The 20,684-nt window shown below is 39.8% G+C and carries 20 protein-coding genes; 14 read left to right on the plus strand and 6 right to left on the minus strand.

Features of this window, described 5'->3' with window-relative positions:
- Window positions 1–69: 69 nt before the first annotated feature.
- Together dhaQ and dhaS are read right to left on the minus strand one after the other, a co-directional pair.
- Entirely contained in the window at window positions 70–1,059 is a 990-nt protein-coding gene (gene dhaQ, locus B7698_RS00755; protein ID WP_084864338.1) for a DhaKLM operon coactivator DhaQ, read from the minus strand.
- A complete protein-coding gene (gene dhaS, locus B7698_RS00760; RefSeq protein ID WP_084864339.1) occupies window positions 1,056–1,586 on the minus strand; it encodes a dihydroxyacetone kinase transcriptional activator DhaS in 531 nt (176 codons plus the stop codon). The genes dhaQ and dhaS overlap by 4 nt, the downstream gene beginning before the upstream one ends.
- A gap of 153 nt (window positions 1,587–1,739) precedes the next feature.
- Between dhaS and dhaK the strand changes: the two genes are divergently transcribed.
- The 14 genes from dhaK (at window position 1,740) to B7698_RS00830 (ending at window position 15,425) form a co-directional block, all read left to right on the plus strand.
- Window positions 1,740–2,729 carry a dihydroxyacetone kinase subunit DhaK gene (gene dhaK, locus B7698_RS00765; RefSeq protein ID WP_000720683.1) on the plus strand — a complete coding sequence of 330 codons (990 nt, stop codon included), beginning with the start codon at window positions 1,740–1,742 and terminating at the stop codon, window positions 2,727–2,729.
- A gap of 21 nt (window positions 2,730–2,750) precedes the next feature.
- A complete protein-coding gene (gene dhaL, locus B7698_RS00770; RefSeq protein ID WP_001100267.1) occupies window positions 2,751–3,326 on the plus strand; it encodes a dihydroxyacetone kinase subunit DhaL in 576 nt (191 codons plus the stop codon).
- On the plus strand, window positions 3,326–3,700 hold the full coding sequence (dhaM, locus tag B7698_RS00775; protein WP_000534739.1) for a dihydroxyacetone kinase phosphoryl donor subunit DhaM: 375 nt from the start codon (window positions 3,326–3,328) through the stop codon (window positions 3,698–3,700). The genes dhaL and dhaM overlap by 1 nt, the downstream gene beginning before the upstream one ends.
- A 492-nt stretch (window positions 3,701–4,192) precedes the next feature.
- Window positions 4,193–4,885 carry a pyrimidine 5'-nucleotidase PynA gene (pynA, locus tag B7698_RS00780; protein WP_084864340.1) on the plus strand — a complete coding sequence of 231 codons (693 nt, stop codon included), beginning with the start codon at window positions 4,193–4,195 and terminating at the stop codon, window positions 4,883–4,885.
- A 61-nt stretch (window positions 4,886–4,946) separates the two neighbouring features.
- Window positions 4,947–5,600, plus strand: coding sequence for a uracil-DNA glycosylase (locus B7698_RS00785; protein ID WP_084864341.1), 654 nt, complete (start codon window positions 4,947–4,949; stop codon window positions 5,598–5,600).
- 9 nt (window positions 5,601–5,609) lie between these two features.
- A complete protein-coding gene (locus B7698_RS00790; RefSeq protein WP_049495916.1) occupies window positions 5,610–6,074 on the plus strand; it encodes an NUDIX hydrolase in 465 nt (154 codons plus the stop codon).
- A 12-nt stretch (window positions 6,075–6,086) separates the two neighbouring features.
- Complete coding sequence (locus B7698_RS00795; RefSeq protein ID WP_084864342.1) at window positions 6,087–7,355, plus strand: dihydroorotase; 1,269 nt, start codon at window positions 6,087–6,089, stop codon at window positions 7,353–7,355.
- Window positions 7,356–7,368: 13 nt separating this feature from the next.
- A complete protein-coding gene (locus tag B7698_RS00800) occupies window positions 7,369–7,629 on the plus strand; it encodes a hypothetical protein (RefSeq protein ID WP_001105926.1) in 261 nt (86 codons plus the stop codon).
- A gap of 10 nt (window positions 7,630–7,639) precedes the next feature.
- On the plus strand, window positions 7,640–8,998 hold the full coding sequence (gene pdrM / locus B7698_RS00805) for a sodium-coupled multidrug efflux MATE transporter PdrM (protein WP_084864343.1): 1,359 nt from the start codon (window positions 7,640–7,642) through the stop codon (window positions 8,996–8,998).
- 156 nt (window positions 8,999–9,154) lie between these two features.
- Entirely contained in the window at window positions 9,155–10,123 is a 969-nt protein-coding gene (locus B7698_RS00810; RefSeq protein WP_084864344.1) for a thiamine pyrophosphate-dependent dehydrogenase E1 component subunit alpha, read from the plus strand.
- Window positions 10,124–10,138: 15 nt separating this feature from the next.
- A complete protein-coding gene (locus B7698_RS00815) occupies window positions 10,139–11,131 on the plus strand; it encodes an alpha-ketoacid dehydrogenase subunit beta (RefSeq protein WP_084864345.1) in 993 nt (330 codons plus the stop codon).
- Window positions 11,132–11,582: 451 nt separating this feature from the next.
- Complete coding sequence (locus B7698_RS00820) at window positions 11,583–12,626, plus strand: dihydrolipoamide acetyltransferase (protein WP_084864346.1); 1,044 nt, start codon at window positions 11,583–11,585, stop codon at window positions 12,624–12,626.
- Window positions 12,627–12,671: 45 nt separating this feature from the next.
- Window positions 12,672–14,375, plus strand: a complete 1,704-nt coding sequence (gene lpdA, locus B7698_RS00825; protein ID WP_084864347.1) for a dihydrolipoyl dehydrogenase — start codon at window positions 12,672–12,674, stop codon at window positions 14,373–14,375.
- Window positions 14,376–14,435: 60 nt separating this feature from the next.
- Window positions 14,436–15,425: a lipoate--protein ligase gene (locus B7698_RS00830; protein WP_000873983.1), complete on the plus strand. Its 990-nt coding sequence runs from the start codon at window positions 14,436–14,438 to the stop codon at window positions 15,423–15,425.
- Between the two features lie 73 nt (window positions 15,426–15,498).
- On the opposite strand, the gene xerS is transcribed toward B7698_RS00830, so the two are convergent.
- The 4 genes from xerS to ylqF form a co-directional block, all read right to left on the minus strand.
- Entirely contained in the window at window positions 15,499–16,569 is a 1,071-nt protein-coding gene (gene xerS, locus B7698_RS00835; RefSeq protein WP_000817852.1) for a tyrosine recombinase XerS, read from the minus strand.
- 807 nt (window positions 16,570–17,376) lie between these two features.
- Window positions 17,377–18,927 carry a ClC family H(+)/Cl(-) exchange transporter gene (locus tag B7698_RS00845; protein ID WP_084864360.1) on the minus strand — a complete coding sequence of 517 codons (1,551 nt, stop codon included), beginning with the start codon at window positions 18,925–18,927 and terminating at the stop codon, window positions 17,377–17,379.
- A gap of 16 nt (window positions 18,928–18,943) precedes the next feature.
- Window positions 18,944–19,723: a ribonuclease HII gene (locus B7698_RS00850; RefSeq protein WP_084864348.1), complete on the minus strand. Its 780-nt coding sequence runs from the start codon at window positions 19,721–19,723 to the stop codon at window positions 18,944–18,946.
- Complete coding sequence (gene ylqF, locus B7698_RS00855) at window positions 19,710–20,561, minus strand: ribosome biogenesis GTPase YlqF (protein ID WP_084864349.1); 852 nt, start codon at window positions 20,559–20,561, stop codon at window positions 19,710–19,712. The genes B7698_RS00850 and ylqF overlap by 14 nt, the downstream gene beginning before the upstream one ends.
- Window positions 20,562–20,684: the final 123 nt, after the last annotated feature.

A 20,684-nucleotide genomic window follows, 5' to 3' on the forward strand; every position in this document is an offset into this window, starting at 1 on the left:
TTTCATTGAGTATAAGATAAAAGCAAAGGGCTATCAAGTGATGTAGCCCTTTTGAGTTATACAAGCAAATTACCATGCAAAAGCTGTCGTTGGAGCATTGAGCGCTTCTAGCCACTGCTTATTTTTTACAGGGCAAAGAGTTACGGATATACCTGCCATATCCAAACTGGTCATAAATGTTCCTGATTTTATAAAGGTAATAGTGACTCCTTCAATTTCTAAGAGTTGAAGGATATCATTGATAAATATGCCCATTTCTAGATTGGTAGTAGTGCCTAGATTATTTACAAGCAATATAAATTGATCACCCTTTTTCCAATGATAGTGCAATCTTAATTTACTTATAATTTCATTTGCAAGGATTTCCGATGATTGGAATGGGACGATACGATAGCCTTCTTCGCCATGTATCCCAATACCATAAGAAATATTTCCTTCTTCTAAGTTAAATAGTGGAAGGGTGGCTTGGGGGAGACTAGCAGATTTCGTTGCAAAGCCAATTGTTGCGATTTCGGGAGCAAGCTGATGACCTAAATCGGTTAGTTGTTCTATGTCGGCACCATTTTGAGATGCAAATCCTAGGATTTTATGAAGTAAGATTGTCCCTGCAAGCCCTCTTCCTCTAATTTGAAATCTATTGTGAGGTTCAATAGAAATATCGTCGTGTGCTAGACTATAGCCGACCTTAATTCCTTCTTGTCTAGCAGTATTAATGGCCCAGCTAAATTCTTTGATGTCTGCTTCGAAATTTTTTACAATGATGAAAACACCGTGACCATTGTTTAAAAAACGAATGGACTCTAAGATTTCAGCTCTTGTAGGAGGAGTAAATAATTGGCCATAGATAGCAGCAGTAAGCATTCCTTCTCCCACATATCCAATATGCGCAGGTTCGTGACCGGAACCTCCACCCGACAATATTGGAACCTGATGAGGATTGCGATTTTTTTGATAGACTAGTGGTAAAGTAGGGTGTTTTTCTAATTCAGGATGACTGCTGACAGTTGCCGAAATGTAACTTGAAATAATTTTCTGTTTATGATTTGAAATAAATGTCATTGTGGTCTCTTTCCAATAATTGTCATGATTAGAAAGTCTGGTTGTGGAACTGGACTTTTTTTATTGACGTAAGCCTTCACGATTTCTGCTAGAGCATGTGAATGATAGTCTAACAAAAAACAAGTATAAGCAGATGAATCGATATCAATCTGACCGTATTCTCTTAAAATTTTTGATACAAGCAAGCGACAGTAGTTTATAAATTGGTCATAGAAGTTATTTTGTCCTTGAATATCAAAAAGTTGAATATAAAAGTCACGCTCTTGTTCGAAATAAAGAAATAATTCTTGTAATAGTTTTTGGCCCGAAATAAAGTCCAAGTTATTGGTGATATACTCGGTTAAGTCATTTTCAAATATCCAGTCTAGCAGTTCATATTTGTCAAGAAAGTGATTATAAAAGGTCTGTCTACGAATGCCAGCTGATTCCATGATATCTACAATAGAGATTTTATCAAATTCTCTAGTAGCTAATAGGTCTCTAAATGCCTTGGCAATCCGTTTTTTTGTAATAAGTGATGATGCCATAGGAAACCTTTCTTTTACTTCCTTCATTTTACCAAAAAAATGTTTTAAACGGGTTTAAAAGGGGACAAATAATAGAATCTGTCCCTTATCATCTAGCAATAAAAAATATATAATGAAAGCGAAAACAAAGATACATGCCGAAAGGAGTTTCTCATGAAAAAAATTATAAATGAACCGACACAAGTTGTTGATGAAATGTTGCAGGGATTGTCATTCATGCATGATGACTTGGTAGAACGCTTAGATGGTTTTGATGTCATCGTTAGAAAGGCAGAAAAGACAGGAAAAGTTGGACTCATTTCAGGTGGAGGTTCAGGACATGAACCAAGTCATGCTGGATTTGTAGGAGATGGAATGTTGTCTGCTGCCATTTGTGGAGCAGTCTTCACTTCACCTACTCCGGACCAAATTTTAGAAGCCATCAAGGCGGCTGATGAAGGTGCTGGAGTTTTCATGGTCATCAAGAACTATTCTGGGGACATCATGAATTTTGAAATTGCACAAGAACTTGCTGAAATGGAAGGTATTGATGTAGCAAGTGTTGTAGTCGATGATGATATTGCGGTTGAAAATAGTCTCTATACCCAAGGTCGTCGAGGTGTCGCAGGTACTATATTAGTCCATAAAATTTTGGGTGATGCGGCTCGTTCTGGTAAAACATTATCTGAAATGAAGGACTTGGCCGACAAACTTGTCTTAGAAATTAAAACAATTGGCTTAGCTCTATCTGGCGCTACTGTTCCAGAAGTTGGCAAACCAGGTTTTGTTCTAGAAGATGATGAATTTGAATACGGAGTTGGTATCCACGGTGAACCGGGATATAAGAAAGAGAAGATGCAACCCTCAGCACAATTGGCCTCAGAATTGGTTGAAAAGTTATCTGAAGGTTTCCAACTTAAAGCTGGAGAACGCTATGGCCTTCTCATCAATGGTTTAGGAAGCACTCCTCTTATGGAGCAATACGTATTTGCAAATGATGTGGCTAAATTACTCCATGAAAAAGGTGTTGAGTTGGCATTTAAGAAAATTGGAAACTATATGACATCAATCGATATGGCTGGATTATCATTAACATTGATTCGATTGGCAGATGATGAGTGGTTGGATGCTCTAAATACACCTGTTACTACCCCAGCTTGGTAAAACTCAAGGAGGATATGTCGCATGAATGTTGAACAAGCTCTTGAATGGATGAAGCTTTTTAATGAAAAGATTCAAGAACAGAAAGATTACCTTAGTGAGCTAGACACCCCTATAGGAGATGGAGACCACGGTGGAAATATGGCGCGTGGAATGGCTGCAGTTATGGAAAACTTAGAAGGAAAGCAATTTGAAACAAGCAGTGATGTGTTTAAACTTGTCTCAATGCAATTACTGAGCAAGGTAGGCGGTGCTTCTGGTCCCTTGTATGGCTCTGCTTTTATGGGCATGGCCAAGGCTGATTCAAATTCGAAAATAGAGGAAATCTTACAAAGCGGTTTGGATATGATTGTCAAACGTGGGAAAGCAGAAGTTGGAGAAAAGACAATGGTTGATGTTTGGACTCCTGTTATTGCTGCTTTGTCTGCAGGCCAATTGACTCAAGAGGTTATTGATAAGCTAGTGAATGCTACCAAAGATTTACTTGCAACTAAAGGAAGGGCATCTTATGTAGGAGAACGTTCTCTTGGACATATTGATCCTGGATCATTTTCATCAGGATTACTCTTTACTGCTCTTTTAGAAACTGGGGTGGTTTAATGGGAAGTATTGGTCTTGTTATCGTTTCACATTCTAAACACATTGCACAAGGTGTCGTTGAACTGATTAGTGAAGTAGCTAAAGATATTCCGATTACTTATGTAGGAGGAACCGAAGATGGAGGAATTGGAACGAGTTTTGATCAAGTAGATAGGGTTGTTTCCGAAAATCCAGCAGATACTTTATTAGCTTTTTTTGACCTAGGTTCTGCTAAAATGAACTTAGAAATGGTGGCTGATTTCAGTGATAAAAGTATCATGATCAATAGGGTTCCAATTGTAGAAGGTGCCTATACTGCAGCAGCTCTTCTTCAGGCTGGTGCAGAACTGTCAGTTATTCAAACACAGTTGTCGGAGCTTGAAATCAATAAATAAGGAATCTTCCTATCATTCCTGTTATAGGTGAGTTATTGATTATCTTAACTATTAAATTTTAAGTAAATAATTTCAAAATCAGAAAGGGATTGCTTTATGCAGTTCCTTTTTATTTTAGCAGGAGTAAAGCTATAGTATTTCTATATTGTGAATCATTCAAAACAGATTGTGATGGGACTATTCTAGCTTTAGAATCCTTCAAAAATTAAAATTTAAGGCTATCAATTACTTAGAATAGTGCGAAAACATTTAGTTTATAGGAATTCTAGATCTAGAATTGCATAGATATTTATGAAGTTAGAGTATTCGATAGTTAGGATTGTTCTATTCTGAAAGATTTTGACAATCAAAAGTCTAGAAGAGTGATTTATAAGTATACTTGTAGCCTTTAGTTGCGATAATTGTATGTCAAATAGATGGAATAAATTGGTATGGCTTTCTTACTTTATGCTATAATATTCATAATTCTTTTCAGAAAGGAAAACTCTCAAATTGTCCTACAAATTTCTACTCTTCGACCTCGACCACACCTTGCTTGATTTTGATGCTGCTGAGGATGTGGCTTTGACGCAACTTCTAAAAGAAGAAGGAGTTGCAGATATTCAGGCTTATAAAGACTATTATGTTCCTATGAACAAGGCTCTCTGGAAGGACTTAGAGCAAAAGAAAATAAGTAAACAAGAGCTGGTCAACACGCGATTTTCTCGTTTATTTGCTCATTTTGGACAGGAAAAAGACGGTAGTTTTCTAGCCCAGCGTTACCAGTTTTACTTAGCCCAGCAGGGGCAAACTTTTTCAGGCGCTCATGAACTTTTGGACAGTCTCATCGATCGTGATTATGACTTGTATGCTGCGACAAATGGAATAACTGCTATTCAGACAGGGCGTTTGGCTCAGTCTGGCCTGGCACCTTATTTCAATCAAGTTTTTATCTCTGAACAGTTGCAAACACAAAAGCCAGATGCTCTCTTTTATGAAAAAATCGGTCAACAGATTGCTCGATTTAGTAAAGAAAAGACGCTGATGATTGGAGATTCCCTAACAGCCGACATTCAAGGTGGCAATAATGCTAGGATTGACACTATCTGGTACAATCCTCATCACCTCGAAAATCACACACAAGCCCAGCCGACTTACGAAGTTCATTCTTACCAAGACTTGCTGGATTGTTTAGATAAACTGTAAAAAGTGGTTTAGATAGCCACTTTTTGCTATAATAGAGGCAGTAAAAACGAAGGAGTCGGCTATGGAACATTCGTCTTGGCATGCTTTGATTAAGGAGCAATTACCTGAGGGTTATTTCGGGAAAATCAATCAGTTTATGAATCAGGTCTATGCTCAGGGGACTGTTTATCCGCCCAAAGAAAAGGTTTTTCAGGCTCTCTTGACAACACCGCTTGAAGAAGTTAAGGTGGTGATTCTAGGGCAAGATCCCTATCACGGGCCAGGTCAAGCGCAGGGCTTGAGTTTTTCTGTACCCGACTCTATCCCAGCTCCGCCATCCTTGCAAAATATCTTGAAAGAATTGTCAGATGATATCGGGGTCAAGAAATCTCATGATTTGACGTCTTGGGCTGAGCAAGGAGTCTTGCTTCTTAACGCTTGTCTGACGGTTCCTGCTGGACGGGCCAATGGTCATGCTGGTCAGATATGGGAACCTTTTACGGATGCTGTGATTCAGGTGGTCAATCATCTAGATAGACCAGTCGTTTTTGTACTCTGGGGAGCTTATGCACGCAAGAAGAAGGCCTTAGTTACCAATCCTCATCACTTGATTATCGAATCAGCCCATCCCAGTCCTTTGTCAGTTTATAGAGGATTTTGGGGTTCCAAGCCTTTTTCCAAGGCCAATGCATTCTTAAAAGAGACAGGACAAGAGCCAATCGATTGGCTTAGATAAGGAGAAAATATGCCTCAGTTAGCGACAATTTGCTACATTGATAACGGGAAAGAATTGCTTATGCTCCATCGTAATAAGAAACCCAATGATGTCCATGAAGGGAAATGGATTGGTGTGGGTGGTAAGCTAGAGCGTGGTGAGACTCCACAGGAATGTGCAGTGCGTGAAATCCTTGAAGAAACAGGGCTCAAAGCCAAGCCAGTTCTAAAAGGTGTTATCACTTTTCCTGAATTTACACCAGATTTAGACTGGTACACCTATGTTTTTAAAGTGACGGAGTTCGAAGGTGATTTAATTGACTGTAATGAAGGGACTTTAGAATGGGTTCCTTATGATGAGGTTTTAAGCAAACCAACCTGGGAAGGAGACCACACCTTCGTAGAGTGGCTTTTAGAAGATAAACCATTTTTTTCAGCAAAGTTTGTTTATGATGGTGAGAAGTTATTGGATACCCAAGTGGATTTCTACGAATAAAGGAGAAAGCAGATGTTACTAATTAAAAATGGTCGTGTAATGGATCCCAAGTCTGGTTTGGATCAAGTGTGTGATGTCTTAGTTCAAGATGGGAAAATTATCAAAATTGCGCCTGAGATTAAAGAAGAAGGAGCAGAGATAATTGATGCTAGTGGTCTTGTAGTTGCTCCTGGCTTGGTAGATATTCATGTTCATTTCCGTGAACCTGGTCAAACCCACAAGGAAGATATTCATACAGGTGCCTTAGCAGCCGCTGCAGGTGGTTTTACAACTGTCGTCATGATGGCTAATACTAGTCCAACAATCTCGGATGTAGAGACCTTGCAAGAAGTTCTTCAGTCAGCTGCTAAAGAGAAGATTAATGTTAAGACGGTTGCGACCATTACTAAAAACTTTAATGGGCAAGATTTGACTGACTTTAAGGCACTTTTAGAAGCTGGAGCTGTTGGTTTTTCTGATGACGGTATTCCGCTTGAAAGTAGTAAAGTTGTCAAGGAAGCCATGGAGGAAGCTAAAAAGCTTAATACCTTTATTAGTCTTCATGAGGAAGATCCAGGTTTGAATGGGATTCTTGGGTTTAACGAAAATATTGCTAAAGAACATTTCCATATCTGTGGTGCGACTGGGGTAGCTGAGTACGCTATGATAGCGCGTGATGTTATGATTGCCTATGCAACTAAGGCCCATGTTCACATCCAGCATTTGTCTAAGGAAGAAAGTGTTAAAGTAGTTGAGTTTGCTCAAGGTTTGGGTGCGCAAGTCACAGCAGAAGTAGCACCACAGCATTTTTCTAAGACCGAAGCGCTCCTTTTGACACAAGGAAGCAATGCTAAGATGAATCCTCCACTTCGTTTGGAATCAGACCGTCGTGCCGTGATTGAAGGTCTCAAGTCAGGTGTCATCACAGTTATCGCGACTGACCACGCGCCTCATCATGCAGATGAAAAAAAAGTCGAAGATATTACCAAAGCGCCATCTGGTATGACTGGCTTGGAAACCTCTCTTTCTCTCGGTTTAACTTATTTGGTGGAAGCTGGTGAGTTGAGCTTGATGGAATTACTTGAAAAAATGACATACAATCCAGCCAAGCTTTACAACTTTGAAGCAGGTTATTTGGCTGAGAATGGTCCAGCGGACATCACTATTTTTGATGCTAAGGCTGACCGCCTTGTGGACTCCCATTTTGCTTCAAAAGCAGCTAATTCACCATTTATCGGTGAAACCTTAAAAGGGCAGGTTAAATACACCATCTGTAAGGGACAAGTCGTCTATCAAGCTTGATAGGAGTTGGCATATGAATTATTTTCGAAAACGTAGGGAGAGACAAGCAAAATCTAATAGTGGAATTTACTGTCCCGCAGCTAATCGTTCTAAAATTCAATATGAAACTAAAGAAAAAGCTGACCATGCGGTTCAATATGATAATGGAGGTTTAGTTAGAAGCTATTATTGTCGAACATGTGCGTGTTGGCATACTACTTCAAAATCTAATAACCCTCCGCTAAGTTTGAAAAACTATGGTCTGAAACTCTTTGGTTTAGATAAATCAGAATAGAAAGAGAAGTATGTATAAGACAAAGTGTTTACGAGAGAAGTTAGTATTATTTTTAAAAATTTTCTTCCCAATCCTGATCTACCAATTTGCCAATTATTCTGCCTCTTTTGTTGACACTGCAATGACAGGTCAATACAATACTATGGACTTGGCTGGTGTGTCTATGGCAACCAGTATCTGGAATCCTTGCTTTACATTTCTAACAGGGATTGTGTCAGCCCTGGTGCCTATTATTGGTCACCATCTTGGTCGTGACAAAAAGGAAGAAGTTGCGTCTGATTTTTACCAGTTCATCTATTTGGCCCTGGTGCTATCTGTGGTCTTACTGGGACTGGTACTTTTCTTGGCACCTCCTGTCTTAAATCATATTGGACTAGAAGCACCAGTGGCGGCAGTAGCGGTTCGCTATCTTTGGTTTTTATCTATCGGAATTATCCCCTTATTGCTCTTTAGTGTCATTCGTTCCTTGCTGGATTCGCTAGGGTTGACCAAACTGTCTATGTATCTCATGCTTTTGTTACTTCCTCTCAATAGCGGATTTAACTATCTCTTGATTTACGGGGCCTTTGGTGTTCCAGAACTGGGAGGTGCTGGTGCTGGTTTAGGAACATCCTTGGCCTACTGGGTCTTGCTTGGGATTTCTGTTCTGGTTTTATTTAAACAGGAGAAGCTCAAAGCCCTACACCTTGAAAGACGAATTCCATTTAATATGGATAAAATCAAGGAAGGAGTTCGCTTAGGTCTGCCTATTGGGGGAACTGTCTTTGCGGAAGTGGCTATCTTTTCCGTGGTTGGCTTGATTATGGCTAAGTTTTCGTCCTTGATTATCGCTAGTCATCAGTCAGCTATGAACTTTTCAAGTCTTATGTACGCCTTTCCTATGAGTATCTCATCTGCTATTGCTATTGTCGTTTCCTATGAAGTGGGAGCCAAGCGATTTGATGATGCGAAAACCTATATTGGTCTAGGAAGATGGACAGCCCTCATTTTTGCGGCCTTCACCTTATCCTTCCTTTACATTTTTCGAGGAAATGTGGCCAGTCTTTATGGTAACGACCCAGAATTTATTGATTTGACAGCACGTTTTTTGACTTATAGTCTTTTCTTCCAGTTAGCAGATACCTTTGCGGCACCGCTTCAGGGGATTTTACGGGGGTATAAGGATACCGTTATTCCTTTTTACCTTGGTTTGGTTGGTTACTGGGGGGTGACACTCCCAGTAGCTATGGTATTCGACTCTCTAACAGATTTTGGAGCTTATTCTTACTGGATTGGTTTGATTATTAGTCTAATCGTGAGTGGGGCTCTCTACCGTTGGCGTCTAACTGTGATTATGAAGAGATTTGAATCTTTAGCAAAATCTAAATGACAAAAAGTTTGTGAAAAAATATTTTTATCAAGAAAATCCCTTGTTCTCATTGGGTTTTCTTTTTTATTTTGTGAAATTTCCTCGAGAAAAACTTTGACAGTATTTGCCAAAAACGGTAAAATAGTAAGGTAAGAAGAAAGTTAGAAAGGCAAGAAGATGTCAACTTTAGATAAAAATCTTTTGCTAGAAATGTTCCGTAAGATGGAAGAAATCCGTCGCATGGACTTAAAAATTGCGCAATTAGTAAAGAAAGGGAAAGTGCCAGGAATGACGCACTTTTCTGTTGGAGAAGAGGCAGCTAACGTGGGGGCTATGTTGGCTCTCAATCCAGATGATCTGATCACCTCAAACCACCGTGGTCACGGACAAGCTATTGCCAAAGGAATTGATCTCAACGGAATGATGGCTGAAATCCTTGGAAAATACACTGGAACCTGTAAAGGTAAAGGTGGTTCTATGCATATTGCGGACCTTGATGCTGGTAACCTCGGTGCCAACGGTATCGTAGGTGGTGGTATGGGAATCGCTGTTGGTGCAGCCCTCAGTCAGCAAATGCAAAATACCGGAAAAATCGTTGTCTGCTTCTTTGGAGATGGTGCGACCAATGAAGGTGTTTTCCACGAAGCAGTGAACATGGCTTCTATCTGGAACCTTCCAGTCATTTTCTATTGCATTAACAACGGTTACGGTATCTCTGCGGATATCAAGAAAATGACCAATGTCGAACATATCCATCAACGTAGCGCCGCTTATGGAATTCCTGGAATGTTCATCGAAGATGGAAACAATGTCATCGACGTCTATGAAGGATTTAAGAAAGCTGTAGATCATGTTCGTGGTGGTAATGGTCCAGTCTTGATTGAGAGTGTAACTTATCGCTGGCTTGGTCACTCATCATCTGACCCTGGTAAATATCGTACACGTGAAGAAGTGGAATTGTGGAAACAAAAAGATCCAATCGAAAACCTTCGCAAGTACCTCATTGAAAACACTATTGCAAGTGCCGAAGAATTGGAAGAAATCCAAGCACAGGTTAAGGAAGCAGTAGAAGCTTCTGTTAAATTTGCAGAGGAAAGCCCATTCCCACCGCTTGAATCAGCATTTGAAGATATTTACGCAGACTAAGGAGAAAGAGATAAAATGGAAACAAAAACAATGTCCTTCCGTGACACCATTATCCTTGCTATGTCTGAGGAAATGCGTCGCGATGAAAATGTGTTCTTGATGGGAGAAGACGTCGGTGTCTTCGGAGGAGACTTCGGAACTTCTGTTGGAATGCTTGAAGAATTTGGTCCAGAACGTGTCCGTGACTGTCCGATTTCTGAGGCTGCCATCTCTGGAGCAGCAGCAGGAGCAGCGATGACAGGACTTCGTCCAATCATCGATATGACCTTCATGGACTTCTCGGTTATTGCCATGGACAATATCGTCAACCAAGCCGCTAAAACACGTTATATGTTTGGTGGTAAGGGTCAGGTCCCAATGACTGTCCGTTGTGCAGCAGGTAACGGAGTTGGTTCTGCAGCCCAGCACTCGCAATCACTAGAGTCTTGGTTTACTCACATTCCTGGTCTTAAGGTTGTGGCACCAGGTACACCTGCGGACATGAAAGGGCTGCTTAAGTCTTCTATCCGTGATAATAACCCTGTTATCATTCTTGAGTATAAATCAGAATTTAACCAAAAAGGGGAAGTGCCAGTTGATCCAGATTACACGATTCCACTTGGAGTTGGGGAAATCAAACGTGAAGGTACGGATGTAACAGTTGTTACTTATGGAAAAATGCTTCGCCGTGTGGTTCAAGCTGCTGAAGAATTAGCAGAAGAAGGAATTTCTGTTGAAATTGTGGACCCACGTACCCTTGTTCCGCTTGATAAGGATATCATCATAAACTCAGTTAAGAAGACTGGTAAGGTTGTTCTTGTAAACGATGCCCACAAAACAAACGGCTATATCGGAGAGATTTCAGCTATTATTTCAGAATCAGAAGCATTTGACTATCTAGATGCACCAATCCGCCGTTGTGCAGGAGAAGATGTGCCGATGCCTTATGCACAAAACCTAGAAAATGCAATGATTCCAACAGTTGAAAGCATTAAAGATGCCATCCGTAAAACATATAACAAAGAGTAGAATTACATAAGATAAGTTATGTAAAATAATGATTGCTTTTAACTTTAGTAACTTGAGATATGTAATGTACCTAAGTTATTTCTAAAGTTGCGACAGGAGAGAGTCGAATCGATGTTATTCGACGAACGACTTAGTAAGTCTACAAGGTTGACCGCCTGATAGCGGCAACTGTAGTAACTTGAGACACGTTCCGTGTCCAAGTTACTTGTAGAGTTGAACTCGGGCTAAAGTCTGTGTGAAAAAGATAAACTTTCCTAGAAACTAAAGTTTCTTCGTCAAGTTTCCTATTTTCACTTTGACTTTTGATGCCCTTTGTATTATTTAATTGAATTCGGACGGAGGTCTGTGAAAAAAAGATAGATTTCCTTGTGTTCATCGAACACATCGTCAAATTCCTATTTTTTCATTGCCCTCTGCGTCCTTAATATCTTAGTATAGAATTGGAGAGGTCATGGCTGATGACAAGCTAAGAGCGACTCCTGCAGCTAGAAAATTAGCGGATGATTTAGGGATCAATCTCTACGACGTTTCTGGCTCAGGTGCAAACGGTCGTGTCCACAAAGAAGACGTGGAAACTTATAAAGACACAAACGTGGTTCGCATTTCGCCACTTGCAAAACGAATTGCCCTCGAACATAATATTGCTTGGCAGGAAATCCAAGGAACTGGTCATCGTGGTAAGATCATGAAGAAGGATGTTTTGGCCTTGCTTCCTGAAAATATCGAAAACGATACCATCAAGTCTCCTGCTCAGATTGAAAAAGTGGAAGAAGTTCCTGATAATGTAACACCATACGGTGAAATTGAACGTATTCCAATGACACCAATGCGTAAGGTTATTGCCCAACGCATGGTTGAATCTTACTTAACTGCGCCAACCTTTACTCTCAACTATGAAGTTGATATGACTGAAATGTTGGCTCTTCGTAAGAAGGTTCTTGAGCCGATCATGGAAGCAACTGGGAAGAAGACTACTGTAACAGACCTTCTTTCACTTGCAGTTGTTAAGACATTGATGAAACATCCTTACATCAACGCTTCATTGACAGAAGATGGCAAGACCATTATCACTCACAACTATGTCAACCTTGCCATGGCAGTTGGGATGGATAATGGATTGATGACACCTGTTGTTTACAATACTGAGAAGATGAGTCTTTCTGAACTGGTTGTAGCCTTCAAGGATGTTATTGGCCGTACCTTGGATGGCAAATTGGCTCCAAGTGAACTTCAAAATTCAACATTTACTATCAGTAACTTGGGAATGTTTGGCGTTCAGTCCTTTGGTCCTATCATCAACCAACCAAACTCAGCTATCCTTGGTGTCAGTTCGACAATTGAGAAGCCAGTTGTCGTCAATGGTGAAATTGTCATTCGCCCTATCATGAGCCTAGGATTAACTATCGACCACCGTGTCGTAGATGGTATGGCTGGTGCTAAGTTTATGAAAGACTTGAAAGAATTGATAGAAAATCCAATCTCAATGTTGATTTAAGAACAAGAGTATTCATTTTAAAGATATAGATAAAGGAAGGAAGACATGGCCTTAGAAGTAATTATGCCAAAAGCCGGCGTGGATATGACAGAAGGACAAATCGTCCAATGGAATAAAAAAGTCGGAGAATTTGTAAAAGAAGGAGAAATCCTTTTGGAAATCATGACTGATAAAGTCAGCATGGAATTGGAAGCCGAAGAAGATGGGTACTTGATTGCCATTCTCAAAGGAGATGGTGAAACTGTCCCTGTAACGGAAGTTATCGGTTACCTTGGTGAAGAAGGGGAAAACATACCAACAGCTGGAGCAGCATCACCAGAAGCTAGCCCTACACCTGCAGCAAGTGCCTCAAACGATGATAGTAAGAGCGATGATGCTTTTGATATCGTTGTGATTGGTGGAGGTCCTGCTGGTTATGTTGCAGCCATTAAAGCTGCCCAACTCGGCGGTAAGGTTGCCCTTGTTGAGAAATCTGAACTCGGTGGAACCTGCTTGAACCGTGGTTGTATTCCAACCAAGACCTATCTTCACAACGCTGAAATCATCGAGAATATCGGTCATGCTGCAAACCGTGGTATCGTCATTGAAAATCCAAACTTCACTGTTGATATGGAAAAACTTTTAGAAACTAAATCTAAAGTTGTTAATACTCTTGTTGGTGGTGTTGCAGGACTTCTTCGTAGCTACGGAGTTACTGTTCATAAGGGTATCGGTACTATTACTAAAGACAAGAATGTCTTGGTAAATGGTTCTGAATTGCTTGAAACCAAGAAAATCATCCTTGCCGGTGGTTCAAAAGTCAGCAAGATCAACGTCCCTGGTATGGAATCTCCACTTGTCATGACCAGCGATGACATCCTTGAAATGAACGAAGTACCAGAAAGTCTTGTTATCATCGGTGGTGGTGTTGTCGGTATCGAACTTGGTCAAGCCTTCATGACATTTGGTTCAAAAGTAACTGTTATCGAAATGATGGACCGTATCGTGCCAGCTATGGATGCAGAAGTGTCTAAGAGCCTTCGCTTGATCCTTGAGCGTAAAGGAATGACCATCTTGACTGATACTAAACTGCAAGAAATCATCGAGGAAAATGGTCAACTTCGTATCAAGGTTGAAGGAAAAGATGATATCATCGCAAGCAAAGCGCTCCTTTCAATCGGTCGTGTGCCAGACCTTGAAGGTATTGGCGATGTTGAGTTTGAATTGGATCGTGGTCGCATCAAGGTCAACGAATATATGGAAACTTCTGTTCTCGGTATCTACGCACCAGGTGACATCAACGGTACGAAGATGTTGGCTCACGCAGCTTTCCGTATGGGTGAAGTTGCTGCTGAAAATGCTCTTAAAGGAAACCATGCTGTTGCCAAATTGAATTTGACTCCTGCAGCCATCTACACTCTTCCTGAAGTAGCAGCAGTAGGTTTGACAGAAGAACAAGCCCGTGAGAAATACGATGTTGCCGTCGGTAAGTTCAACTTTGCTGCTAACGGTCGTGCCATTGCATCAGATGCAGCTCAAGGTTTCGTAAAAGTCATCGCTGATAAGAAATACGGAGAAATCCTTGGTGTTCATATTATCGGTCCTGCAGCTGCAGAATTGATTAACGAGGCATCAAGCATTATCGAAATGGAAATTACTGTTGAAGAAATGCTGAAGACTATCCACGGACACCCAACCTACTCTGAAGTGATGTACGAAGCATTTGCGGATGTTTTAGGAATGGCCATCCACTCACCTAAGAAAAAATAAAACGAAGATAGGTTAGACTGGAAGGTTATTTCCAGTCTCTATCGTATAAGAAGGTATCTCATGAAATACATTATCAATCATTCAAACGACACCGCTTTTAATATCGCCTTGGAAGAATATGCCTTTAAACACCTTTTGGATGAGGATCAAATCTTCCTACTTTGGATTAACAAGCCATCTATCATTGTTGGTCGTCACCAGAACACTATCGAAGAAATCAACCGTGATTATGTTCGCGAAAATGGTATTGAGGTGGTCCGCCGTATTAGTGGTGGTGGAGCTGTTTACCACGATTTAAATAACCTAAACTACACGATCATTTCAAAAGAAGATGAAAACAAGGCCTTTGACTTTAAGAGCTTCTCAACTCCAGTTATCAATACTTTGGCTCAACTTGGGGTTAAAGCTGAGTTCACAGGCCGTAATGACCTTGAGATTGATGGAAAGAAATTCTGTGGCAATGCTCAAGCCTATATCAACGGTCGTATCATGCACCATGGTTGCTTGCTCTTTGACGTTGATTTGTCAGTCCTAGCAAATGCCCTTAAGGTTTCAAAAGATAAATTTGAATCAAAAGGTGTGAAATCGGTTCGTGCTCGTGTAACCAATATTATCAATGAATTACCAGAAAAAATCACAGTCGAAGAATTCCGTGACTTACTCTTGGAATACATGAAAAAAGAGTATCCAGAGATGACAGAATACGTTTTTTCTGAGGAAGAACTAGCTGAAATTAACCGTATCAAAGATACTAAGTTTGGAACTTGGGACTGGAACTATGGTAAATCACCTGAATTTAACGTCCGTCGTGGAACAAAATTCACTAGTGGTAAGGTGGAAGTCTTTGCTAATGTTCTCGAATCAAAAATCCAAGACATCAAGATTTACGGTGACTTCTTTGGTATTGAAGATGTTGCTGCAGTAGAAGATGTCCTTCGTGGGGTGAAATACGAACGCGAAGATGTCCTTAAGGCGTTAGAAACCATTGATATCACACGCTATTTCGCTGGTATTAGCCGTGAAGAAATCGCTGAAGCGGTAGTTGGATAAATCAAAAAGAAGTTGGTTGTAGGACCAGCTTCTTTTTTAAAAACCATATATTACATAATTTATTTTATGTATTTTATAAACTGTCTAGAGCATTCTTTTGTTCATCATTAACGATATGGGTATAGAGGTCAGTGACTTGTGTGCTGGCATGTCCTAGCTGGTGACTGACCAAAACTTGCGATTTAGTGGCATCATAGAGCCTGGTTGCTAGGGTATGTCGTAGTTTATGGGGTGTTACACGGACTTTGAAGTCCTCAGAGTACTTAGCAACCATTTTCTCAACGCTGGAAGCATCGATACGATTAGGAACTCCTCTGTAGAGAGTCAAAAAAAGGGCTGTATCTGTTTTTTCCGTCTTATAGCGTTGATTTCGAATGGCCAAATAATTCTCTAAATAAGGCTTAGCAAAGGCAGCGACATTGACCGAGTCACGTTTACCCCCTTTTCGAGTGACATCAATAACCATCATTTTGAGATTGAGATCTCTTAGATCCAGATTAACAGCTTCAGATAAGCGGACACCAGACGCCAATAGAAGGGCAATAATGGCCAAATCACGTTCTTTATTTTTGTTGAATGATGAGAGAGCGCGATTTGAAAGTTGTTGTGGATACTCTTGGTCAATATAAGTTAGGAAACCTTCTGTTTCATCACCTAAAAAGAGTTTTTGCTTGATGTTTTCAGCTCTGGCAGCAAGCGTTTCTTTCTTTTTTTTGGTTGAAACTTTTTTCATTACATTACGATAAAAATAAGGTTCCCCCTGATCGTTTTCAACCTCCTCGGTTAGATACTTATAAAGACTGGAAAGAGCTGACAAGGTTCGATTGATAGTTGTCTGTGAAACTCCTTGTTTGGTTGTATTAGCATTCAGCAAAGGACGTTCACGTAAATAAAGGATAAAAGATTCCATGTCTTTCTTAGACATATTTTCCAAGACAGATAAAGGAATATCAGACATTTTATCAGCATTTGAAATGTCAGACTCTAAAACCCAGCTGAAAAATCGATCGTATTCCTTGAGATATTCGTACAAGGTTGTAAAACTGTAAGGTACAGCTAGCTTAGATTGATAGTATTCCAGAACATACCAGGGCATGATTTGTTTTAGTTTGTCTATTCGTTCCAGTAAAATCTCACGTTTCATGTATTTTCTCCATAAATAAGTCTACTAGTAGTATAGCATAGACTTATTTATTTTTCAAGAAAATTATAGTTTTTCAGAAAGATGTTATAGAGTTTTTTTAAAAGTGATAAAAAAGACTTAAATCGTCCCAATTACTAAAAAAATTTTTTTGAACAAAAATAGCTAAAAATGTACGTTATCAAAGTAAAAACTGAAATTTTTCAAATGTTCATTTTAGTTTAGTGAAAATGTACTTTATCTTGCCTTAAAATAAAGTACATTTCAATTATAAAGTACAATTTTTAGAGAGTGTACTTTACGTCTTAAACCCAGTTGTATCAAGGGCTTATCCACTGTTTAGGAAAAAGTACAAAATTTTCCAGTTTTTGCGTAAAATGGATTTAAATCTTTGCAGTTTCATTGTGAATCATTAGCTAGTGCTTTTTCTAGCTTCCAAATACTAAACCAGAATGAAATAGTCAACAGAATAAGGAAAATAAAAAAGAGACTATCAGTAACGATACTTCTGTTCATTCTACATAACTGAAGAGCTATATAAGGAGCTGTGAGATACAAAATACATTGTATAATTGCTATTGTTTTCTTTTTCATGATTTTAATCTTACTGTAAAGATTTGATACAGTAAACTCCTTTCTAGCTTTATCATTTATAACTTAATTATAGTCTTGTTTTTACTATAGTTCAATTATTTGTATGTGAAATATCTTATCTGTAAAAAATAACCGATCTCATTGCTGAGAATCGGTTTTCTAATATATTTAATTAAGAAGTTTATTTTTTACATAACATAAATTATGTAAAAACTCCTACAACAACAAATCTTTGACTTTCCCAATTTCGCTTTTTGGAATCACTAGGTGAATCATATCTCCGAGATACATTCTGGTTGAACCGTTAACGGTTTGGCTCTTGCCATTATGGACTTGAGTGGTGATGAGGATGTTGTGTGGCAAATTGAGTTCGTGTACTTGTTTTCCTGCTATTTTATCTGAAACTGGGATTTCAATGAGGGTGACTTCTCCTTCATCTGTCGCTTCTTCTGGCAACATTTTTTCCAACATAGCCTCATAGACTGGCGCACCCTTGAGTAGATCCATGATGATGTAGGCGATCAAGGTTACTAATCCAAGTGGCATGAGGTTGCGAATATCTCCTACCATCTCAGTTACGAGTATCATAGCAGTTAAGGGAGCCTTAGATATTGCTCCAAAATAGCCACTCATTCCTAGAATGACAAATATAGGAAACTGCTCTTGACTGACAAGCCCAAGATTGACACAAATAACACCAACTAGAGCACCAAGTAAGGAGCCAAGCGCCAAAATTGGTAGGAAAATTCCTCCTGGAAGGCCACTTCCATAACTAATCATGCTCCAAACAAAGCGAATCAAAAAGTAAACTAATAGAACTTGGAAACTAAAATCTTGCTCAGTTAGGGAAAGAACCAGCTGATTTCCACCACCAAGGATTTGGGGTAAGAAGATTCCGACTGGTATGATGAGAATAAATGCAAAAATTGGATAATAAGCTCTATCCAAACGGATTTTTTTACCAAGCCAATCATAAACTCTTCCGACGTTTAATACAGCTTTCTCATATAGAAAACCGGAAAGCCCGAGAAAAATTCCCATGAGGAGATATATCCAATACTGATCTAGGGTCATGAGTGGGATGTTGTCTGGCATATCCAGTACGGGTGTTAGGCCAAATATGAGCAGTGAGATAAAGTTTGCTACGAGACTAGCTGCGAGAGTAGATACCCAGAAAAAGCGTGAAAAATGGTGATAAACTTCTTCTACCACAAAGAGAAGTCCTGCAATCGGTGCATTAAAGGCTGCAGCTAGACCAGCGGCAGCTCCACTAGCAATCAAGGAGCGTTCCTCTACTGGACTGGATTTGAGCCATTTGGCAATTCCTTTACCACCGACTGCTCCAAGTTGAATACTTGGCCCTTCGCGCCCCAGCATAAGGCCACTTGCAATAGCAAGAATTCCTAGAATATATTTTTTCCAAAGAACGCCCCACCAGTTGAGAGTCATCAAGCCCTTTAATTCGGCTTCGACTTGAGGAATTCCTGAGCCTTTGATATCTTTTTCTGACCGTGTTAGTTTAGCACTGAGCAAGCAGATGAGTATGTAAAATAAAACCAGTACAAAAAGATTGCGCACTAGGTGCGCTTGATCTTGATAAAATCCTTGTATCAGGTGGAATCCTTTTTCAATTAAGAAACGAAAGGATCCAACGATAATTCCAACAACGAGACCGACGATGATTCCTCGTCCAACTTGGGATAATATGGTGCTTGAGGCAAAGGCAAATTCTTTCTTGGAACTGAGTGTTTCTGACTGTTCCTCCATAATCATTCCTTCTAACTTAACTTTCTTTTTCTCCTAAAACCAGTGATTTTACTGGTTCAAAACTGGTTCGGTGAATTGGGGTAACTCCTAGTTTTTCGAGTCCTTCTAGGTGTTTAGCTGTTCCATATCCTGCATTAGCAGCGAAATCATAGCCAGGAAATTGCTGGTCGTATTCCTTCATCAATTCATCACGTGTCACCTTAGCTACTATAGATGCTGCTGCGATAGAGAGGGAGTTGGCATCTCCTTTGATGATAGATGTTTGTGAAATGGGTAAGTCCAGTTTCATGGCATCTATCAAAAGGTGCTCAGGTTGAGGACTGAGCTGGGAGATTGCTTCCCGCATGGCTAGTTTGGTTGCTTCATAGATATTGACTTGGTCAATGACCTGATTATCCATGATACCAATGCCGATTGACAAGGCTTGCTCCTGAACGGTTTGGAAAATCTCCAGATGTTTCTTTTTAGGGATTTTCTTGCTGTCGTTGAGACCTTTAATTTTACAATTTTGAGGTAACATAACGGCTGCAGCGACTACAGGCCCAGCCAGAGGACCACGACCAACCTCATCAACACCAGCAATTAATGTCAATCCTTGCTTGTAAAGTTCTTTTTCATAGGAAAGCATGGATTCTAAACGAAGATCCTCATCTAATTCTGCCTGAATAGCTTTTTTACACTTGCTGATTTCCTTTTGAACTCCAGAGCGATTATCCTTTTCAAGCTCTAAAAAAATAGGACTATCAAGGTCTTTGACAGTAGCAAGGAGTTCTTTGATTTCTTTAATCGTCACCATCGAGGTCTTCCAATGTATCTAAGGTATAGTTACCGAGTTTGCCATCACGGACTTCCTTCACGAAGAGACTGTAAAAGCGGTCATAGTCGTCACGGAAACCGAGAGCACGGGTCATATCCATAATAATAACAGGCGCTTCTTCTTCAATTTTCATTTGTTTGAAGCGTTCAGCCAGCTTTTCTGGATAATGTACTTTGAAATAATTGAGACCAAAAATAGTTACCTCATCCATAGGAAGCAACTGGTCTTTAATAGCTCCAGTCAAGGCCAACTTAAGCGCAACAGTTTCATCCTCAAACTTAGGCCAAAGAATCCCTGGTGTATCCAAGATTTCCAGGTCTTTATTGGTTTTGAGCCATTGTTGCCCCTTGGTCACACCTGGTTTATTGCCGACAACGGCAATTTTCTTACCAGCCAAACGATTCATGAGAGTTGATTTGCCAGCATTTGGAATCCCGATAATCATGGTACGCAAGGTTTCAATCTGGATACCACGTTCCTTTTGGCGAGCAATCTTATCCGCCATGAGTTTTTTGGCAGCATCTGTTACAACTTTTACAGTAACTTGCTCTTTGGAGTTGATAGCTAGCGTCTGAATTCCTTGTGATTCAAAATACTGGCGCCATTCCTTGGTCATTGCTGGATCAGCCAAGTCTGCCTTGTTTAAAATCAAGAGTTTTGGTTTTTCACCAACGATTTTGGTTAACATAGGATTTTGACTAGATAGAGGTAAGCGTGCATCCACCAAAATCGTCACAAAATCAACAAATTTTAAATTTTCCTGAACCTGTCGTCGCGCCTTAGACATGTGACCAGGAAACCATTGAATAGTAGCCATAATATATCTCCTTCGGATTGAAAAAATTGTAAAAACGTTTTCTTTCTTATCCTCTATTCTATCATAAATTAGTCTTTTTTGCACAAGCTTTTGTTTGTAATAGCTACTTTATAAAGGAAGGCT

Origin of the sequence: Streptococcus mitis (assembly GCF_002096855.1) — a bacterium.
Lineage (GTDB): Bacteria > Bacillota > Bacilli > Lactobacillales > Streptococcaceae > Streptococcus > Streptococcus mitis_Y.